A 6610-nucleotide genomic window follows, 5' to 3' on the forward strand; every position below is an offset into this window, starting at 1 on the left:
AAGCTATCAGAACTTGTAGAGGTGGATGAAAGGTTTACAGCTTGTTTCCATGACTGCAAAATGAATCTGATTGAAATCAAAGGAAATACTTCATATAATTTTAATGAAGAAGATGTGTATAATCTATTCTATATATGTCGAAGTATTTATGATCAGTCTATTTATGAAGGAACGAGTAATCATTTTGGGCTTGTGAAAAGCAGTGTGTTAAAAATCGTCAAGACATTAACAGATGTAGAATGGTTGGATTTATAAGAATTAGAGGAGGAGATTGAGGTGTGTGAAGTTGAAAAGAGATGGCTGGAGGTAAAGTTAAAGGGATGAAAAAAGGAATTGAACGAGGTCGTGAAAAAAAGAGCTTGAAATGTATCAAAAAATGATGAACAAGGAATTTGGAATTAAAGCTATCGCATTCATCTTTTCAGTAAGTGTAGAGTTAATTAAAAAGCTATTGATGAAAGCTTAGAAAATGCATTATAAAATGGGGGAAATATGAATAAGAATATAAAAAGAATAAGTGTAGTATGCTTATGTATATTATTGAGTGGTTGTAGCATGTTTCAATCAGCACTTAATGATATCAAGGGCAATTTAGTAGGGAATGGATACACAATCTATACGTATGATAATTATGGTAGTGAAGTCATGGAGACAAGTGGGGATAAAATCAGTATTACAGGTAATGCGGTAGAGTCTACTTCCTATGATGAAGATGGACGTGTTGTTCATGGCTATGAATTATCAAGTGTAATTACGATAACGGTAGACGGAAAAGAAATAGAATCATGTGGAGATACTTGTGTTTTTGAACAAAAAGGCTTAACACCGGATGTGGATTTCATACAAGAAGATATTGATTCAAATACACATGGACAAATATCGGACAATACGTCTGTTGCTCGTTTTATCAACAAGTATAAAAATATGTTTGGCAAAGGAAGAATTGTAGTCATTAAATCCCAATTAGGACAGCCAATTGCCGCCTACTCTGGAGATAAGGTGTATTGGAAGATTCCAGATAATTTACCAAAAATGACGAAACTTATGATTGATGGTAAGGCTTTGTATATTCATAGAGCAAATTTTCAAATCATTGATAAAGAATTATTGGATTAGGAGAAACAAAATGAAACAACAAATTAGTAGTACAAAAGGACCTAAGGCATTAGGGCCATATTCAGCAGGGATTGCTACAGAAGGACTTGTATTCTTATCTGGACAATTAGGTGTGAATACAGAAGGAAATTTGGTTAGTGAAGATGTTGTTGAACAAACTCGGAAAGTCTTTGAAAATATTGGTGTATTATTAGAAGCTTCAGGCTTAACATATGATGATATTGTTAAGACAACTGTATTATTGGATGACATGAAAGATTTCGCGAAAGTAAACGAAGAATACGCGAAATACTTTGATGGTATATATCCTACTCGTAGCTGCTTTGAAGTAGCTGCATTACCTAAAAATGCAAAGGTAGAAATTGAGTGTATCGCAATCAAAAAATAGTTAAAACATATATGTCGTAAATAGAGTTCGTTCTTTGATGTATTGAAGAATTTTATTGTTGAAAAATCCATGATTTATGGTAGTATATATAAAAGAGAAATTGGATTTGAAAAGGGACTTTTTAAATCCATTTTTTTAAGGTCACAAGGAGGATTATATGAACAAAAATTCGTTATTATCCATGAGAGATCTGTCAGTTGAAGATATCTATAGCATTCTTGATGATGCTAGACTTTTTAATAGTTCCTTTAAAGATTGGCAATTACCAATGCAGAAAGCATTGGTTGCTAATCTTTTTTTTGAGGCTTCAACTCGAACACATTTCTCATTCGAAAGTGCACAGCACCAATTAGGATGCCAAGTAGCCGATTTTGCGGCAGGAGCATCCAGTGTCACAAAGGGAGAAACTCTTTATGATACAGTAAAGACATTTGAATCAATTGGGTATGACATGGTGGTGATCCGTCATTCTCAAGATGAATATTTTAAAGAATTGGAAAATATCAATATTCCAATTTTAAATGCTGGAGATGGTGCAGGAAACCATCCAACACAATGCTTGTTAGACTTACTAACTATGCAAAATGAGTTTGGCACACTAGAAGGCTTAAATGTAGTAATCTGTGGAGATATCTTACATTCAAGAGTGGCTGCCAGTGATAAAGAAGCTTTAGAAAAATTAGGGTCAACCGTTCGTTTTGCCGGACCAAAAGAATGGGAAAGACCTGGCTATCCAACAATTGACTTCGATGAAGCCATTGAATGGGCAGATGTTGTCATGATGCTTCGTATCCAGAAAGAAAGAGGTTCTGGAATGGCTGGTATGACAGATAGTGAATACTTAGAAAAGTATGGTCTTACAAAAGAACGTTATGCAAGAATGAAAGACAAGGCTATCGTGATGCATCCAGCTCCTGTTAATCGTGGTGTTGAAATTGATACGGATTTAGTGGAAGCTGAAAAATCAAGAATTTTTGAACAAATGCACAATGGTATGTTGGTTAGAAAGGCCGTTATTAAACGTGGATTTGGTTTTGCTCCATTCAAGGAGGAAAAATAAGCATGCGTTTAATCAAAAATGGTCAAGTTTTAATTGACAATTGTGTCGAAAAGAAAGATATTTTAATTGACGAAGGAAAGATCATTCAGATTGATGATTCTATCTTGAAAGACTGTGATACAGTAGATGCTACAGGCTTAACTGTAATTCCAGGATTAGTGGATGTACATGTGCATTTTAGAGAACCTGGACACAGTGAAAAAGAAACCATTCATACAGGTAGTTTAGCGGCGGCACATGGAGGATTTACTTCTGTGTTTGCAATGCCAAATGTCATCCCTTTTCCAGATGATGTGGACACAATGAAAGACTATCAACAATTAATCAAAAAAGAATCTGTTGTACATACATATCCATATGCTTGCATTACATTAGAAGAGGCAAGTAAGGAAGTAGTGGATATGAAGGGCATCAAAGAATTGGGTGTACACTGGTTCAGTGATGATGGTGTTGGGGTAGCTACACCAAAAATCATGAAAGAAGCCATGGAAAAGGCGAAAGAAAATGACTGCATGATTGTAGCTCATACAGAAGATATGAGTTATCGCAGACCAGGGGCTTGTGTACATGACAGTGAAGTTGTGACATCTAAGGGCTGGCTAGGAATTCCAAGTGCTTGTGAAAGTGCACAATTGATTCGTGATTTAGAAATCACAAAAGAAGTAGGAAACGCTTATCACGCTTGCCACATTTCAGCTAAAGAAAGTGTAGAAGCATTAAAAAACGCAAAAGAATCAGGTTCGAATGTAAGTGCTGAAGTTACAGTACACCACTTATTGTTAGAAGATAAAGATGTGGTTGGACCAAACTGGAAAATGAATCCACCTTTAAGAGGTCATGAAGACCGTATGGCTTTGATTGAAGGCTTGGAAAACGGAACATTGGATTGCATTGCCAATGATCATGCACCACACACCTATGAAGAAAAGAAGCGTTCTATGGATAAAGCACCGTTTGGGATTGTTTCATTAGAAAGCGCATTTGCCTTACTATACACAGAGTTTGTTCACCGTCAAAAACGTTGGACATTGGCTCAATTGGTAAATTGGATGTCGGCTGCACCTGCTAAGCGTTTTGGCTTAGAGAATATAGGACAAATTAAAGAAGGCTATAATGCCGATTTGGTTTTAGTAGATTTAGAACATGAATCTTTGATTGACATAGATACATTTGAATCCATGGGGAAAAATACGCCATTTAATGGCTGGAGCGTAAATGCGCAAGTAAAGGAAACCATCGTAGATGGAAAAACAGTATGGAAAGGATAAACTATGGAAAGATTATTAGTATTAGAAGACGGGAGCACATATCGAGGGCGCAGCTTTGGTGGTGAGAACTTCCGTATTGGAGAATTGGTATTCAATACTTCAATGACTGGCTATCAAGAAATTTTAACTGATAATGCATACTGCGGACAAATCGTAATGATGACATATCCATTAATTGGAAATTATGGTATCAATCGTGATGACTATGAAAGTATTGATCCAGCTACATTTGGTCTCGTAGTAAAAGACTATTGCGAACAACCAAGTAACTGGAGAAGTCAGGAAAGTTTAGATCACTTCTTGAAACGTGCAAACATTCCAGGAATCTATGGGGTTGATACTCGTGCAATCTCTCGTAAATTAAGAGATAAAGGAAATATGAAGGCAACTTTATGCAATACCGATGCAGACATTGAAAAGGTTGTAGAAGAATTAAAAAATACAGAACTATTGAAGGATCAAGTATCTTCTGTTTCAACAAAGAAGGTCTATCCTATGCCAAATCGCGGAAAGAAAGTCGTTGTGGTGGATTTTGGTGTAACAATGAGCACATTACGCGATTTATCGAAATGTGGATTGGACTTAATTGTTGTTGAACACGATGCTAGCGTTGAAACAATTATGTCATTCTACCCAGACGGAGTTTGTTTATCAAGCGGGCCAGGCAATCCTTGTGATTTGACTAGCCAGATTGAAGTCGTTAAAGAATTAATGAAACAAACCGTTGTATTCGGTATTGGGCTAGGATATCAATTGATCGCATTAGCTTCAGGTGCAACTGTTTCTAAAATGGGATTTGGACATCACGGATCAAATATTCCAGTTACAGAAATTGCAACAAATAAAGTTAAGATTACTCACCAAAATCATGGATATGCCGTTGATGTAGATAGCTTAGAAGCTGCTTCATTAGAAATGACTTATCAAGCATTAAATGATAAGAGTTGTGAAGGTATTGAACATAAGGAATATCCTGCATTTGGTATTCAATTCTATCCACAAACTGGGGATGCATTATATGGTAAATTTGTAGAAATGATTGAAAAGGGGGATCACAATAATGCCTAAACGTACAGACATTAAAAAAATCTTAGTAATCGGATCTGGACCTATCGTAATTGGACAGGCCGCAGAATTTGACTATGCAGGATCTCAAGCATGTCAATCACTTCGCGAAGAAGGATATGAAGTTATCTTAATTAACTCAAACCCAGCCACAATTATGACCGATTCGACAATTGCGGATCGTGTTTATATTGAACCAATCAATTTGGATTTCGCTAAACGCGTTATCTATAAAGAAAGACCCGATGCCATTTTAGGATCATTGGGTGGTCAAACAGGATTAAACTTAGTTGTAGAATTACATGAAGATGGAATTCTAGACGAATATGGCGTAGAAGTTCTAGGAACTGATTTATTAGCTATCAACCGTGCAGAAGACCGTGAATTGTTCCGTTCTTTAATGCAAGATATCAATGAACCAGTACCAGAAAGTACAATCGTTCATACAATAGAAGAAGCGGTTGCATTCTGTGAAACATTGGGCTATCCAGTCGTAGTTCGTCCAGCTTATACGCTTGGTGGAACGGGTGGAGGTTTCGCCGATGATGAGGCTGAACTTCGTGAAATTTGTGAAGCAGGATTAAAGGCTAGTCCTGTACATCAATGTTTGATTGAACAAAGTATTGCTGGATATAAGGAAATCGAATACGAAGTAATCCGTGATGCGAATGACAACGCAATCGTAGTCTGTAGCATGGAAAACGTAGATCCAGTTGGAATTCATACTGGAGATAGTTTCGTAGTAGCTCCTGTACAAACTCTAACAGATCGTGAAAACGCAATGTTGAGCAGTGCATCACTAAAAATCATTCGTGCATTAAAAATTTGTGGAGGATGTAACGTACAGTTGGCATTAAATCCAAATAGTTTTAAATATTATGTCATCGAAGTTAACCCTCGTGTATCTCGTTCATCTGCTCTAGCTAGTAAGGCAACAGGATATCCAATCGCAAAAATCTCTGCAAAATTGGCTGTAGGATTAACATTAGATGAAATCTTAAACCCAGTTACTAAAAACAGTTATGCATGTTTTGAACCTACTGTTGACTATGTCGTAAGTAAATTTGCACGTTTCCCATTTGATAAATTCCCTAATGCAGATCGTCGATTAGGAACTCAGATGAAGGCAACTGGTGAAGTTATGTCCATTGGACGTACTTTTGAAGAATCTTTCTTGAAAGCGATTCGTTCTTTAGAAATGAAAGTGGATCACTTATACAAAAAAGAACTGGCTGGATTAACGAAGGAAGAATTACTTGAAAAAATCAAGAAGTGTGATGATGAAAGAATCTTTGCGATTACACAATGGATGCGTAATGGATACGATGTAGAAACTGTTATTGATGTAACTAAGATGGATCGTTTCTTCTTGTGGCACATTCAAAGAATTCTTGATTTAGAAACATTGATGAATGAAAATCCAAAGGATGTTGCGGTTTTAAAAACATTAAAAGAACACGGATTCTCAGACAGTTACATTGCTCGTAACTGGAACATGAAAGAATTCGACTTATATAACTTGCGTAAAGAAAATGGAATTATTCCAGTTTATAAGAAAGTAGATACTTGTGCGGGTGAATTTGTCAGTGCAACACCATACTTATATTCAAGTTATGATCAGGAAAATGAATCTGAAGTCAGTGATCGTAAAAAAATCATTGTGTTAGGTTCAGGACCAATTCGTATTGGACAAGGTGTTGAGTTTGACTATGC

The 6610-nt window shown here is 36.3% G+C and carries 7 protein-coding genes; all 7 read left to right on the top strand.

Going from position 1 to position 6610, the window contains the following annotated elements; translation table 11 throughout:
* Nucleotides 1-255, top strand: a 255-nt coding sequence (locus KTQ83_RS10890) for a hypothetical protein (RefSeq protein ID WP_217256826.1), incomplete at its 5' end; no start/stop codon positions are given.
* A 237-nt stretch (nucleotides 256-492) separates the two neighbouring features.
* Nucleotides 493-1116: a DUF5052 family protein gene (locus tag KTQ83_RS10895; protein WP_244975851.1), complete on the top strand. Its 624-nt coding sequence runs from the start codon at nucleotides 493-495 to the stop codon at nucleotides 1114-1116.
* A 10-nt stretch (nucleotides 1117-1126) separates the two neighbouring features.
* Nucleotides 1127-1504 carry a RidA family protein gene (locus tag KTQ83_RS10900; protein WP_217256827.1) on the top strand — a complete coding sequence of 126 codons (378 nt, stop codon included), beginning with the start codon at nucleotides 1127-1129 and terminating at the stop codon, nucleotides 1502-1504.
* Between the two features lie 157 nt (nucleotides 1505-1661).
* On the top strand, nucleotides 1662-2564 hold the full coding sequence (locus KTQ83_RS10905; protein ID WP_040466523.1) for an aspartate carbamoyltransferase catalytic subunit: 903 nt from the start codon (nucleotides 1662-1664) through the stop codon (nucleotides 2562-2564).
* A gap of 2 nt (nucleotides 2565-2566) precedes the next feature.
* The gene (locus KTQ83_RS10910) at nucleotides 2567-3832 is read left to right on the top strand and encodes a dihydroorotase (RefSeq protein WP_186999751.1); all 1266 of its coding nucleotides are present in this window, start codon (nucleotides 2567-2569) and stop codon (nucleotides 3830-3832) included.
* A 3-nt stretch (nucleotides 3833-3835) separates the two neighbouring features.
* Entirely contained in the window at nucleotides 3836-4900 is a 1065-nt protein-coding gene (gene carA, locus KTQ83_RS10915; RefSeq protein WP_186999752.1) for a glutamine-hydrolyzing carbamoyl-phosphate synthase small subunit, read from the top strand.
* Nucleotides 4893-6610: carbamoyl-phosphate synthase large subunit (gene carB / locus KTQ83_RS10920; RefSeq protein WP_217256828.1), on the top strand; the 1718-nt coding region annotated here is incomplete at its 3' end. The genes carA and carB, both read left to right, overlap by 8 nt.

Origin of the sequence: Holdemanella porci (assembly GCF_019052655.1) — a bacterium.
GTDB classification, from domain to species: domain Bacteria; phylum Bacillota_I; class Bacilli_A; order Erysipelotrichales; family Erysipelotrichaceae; genus Holdemanella; species Holdemanella hominis.

Excerpts from the sequence above, each read along its gene's own strand:
- KTQ83_RS10895 (WP_244975851.1), top strand. The coding sequence starts at position 493 with ATGAATAAGAATATAAAAAGAATAAGTGTAGTATGCTTATGTATATTA.
- KTQ83_RS10900 (WP_217256827.1), top strand. The coding sequence starts at position 1,127 with ATGAAACAACAAATTAGTAGTACAAAAGGACCTAAGGCATTAGGGCCA.
- KTQ83_RS10905 (WP_040466523.1), top strand. The coding sequence starts at position 1,662 with ATGAACAAAAATTCGTTATTATCCATGAGAGATCTGTCAGTTGAAGAT.
- KTQ83_RS10910 (WP_186999751.1), top strand. The coding sequence starts at position 2,567 with ATGCGTTTAATCAAAAATGGTCAAGTTTTAATTGACAATTGTGTCGAA.
- carA (WP_186999752.1), top strand. The coding sequence starts at position 3,836 with ATGGAAAGATTATTAGTATTAGAAGACGGGAGCACATATCGAGGGCGC.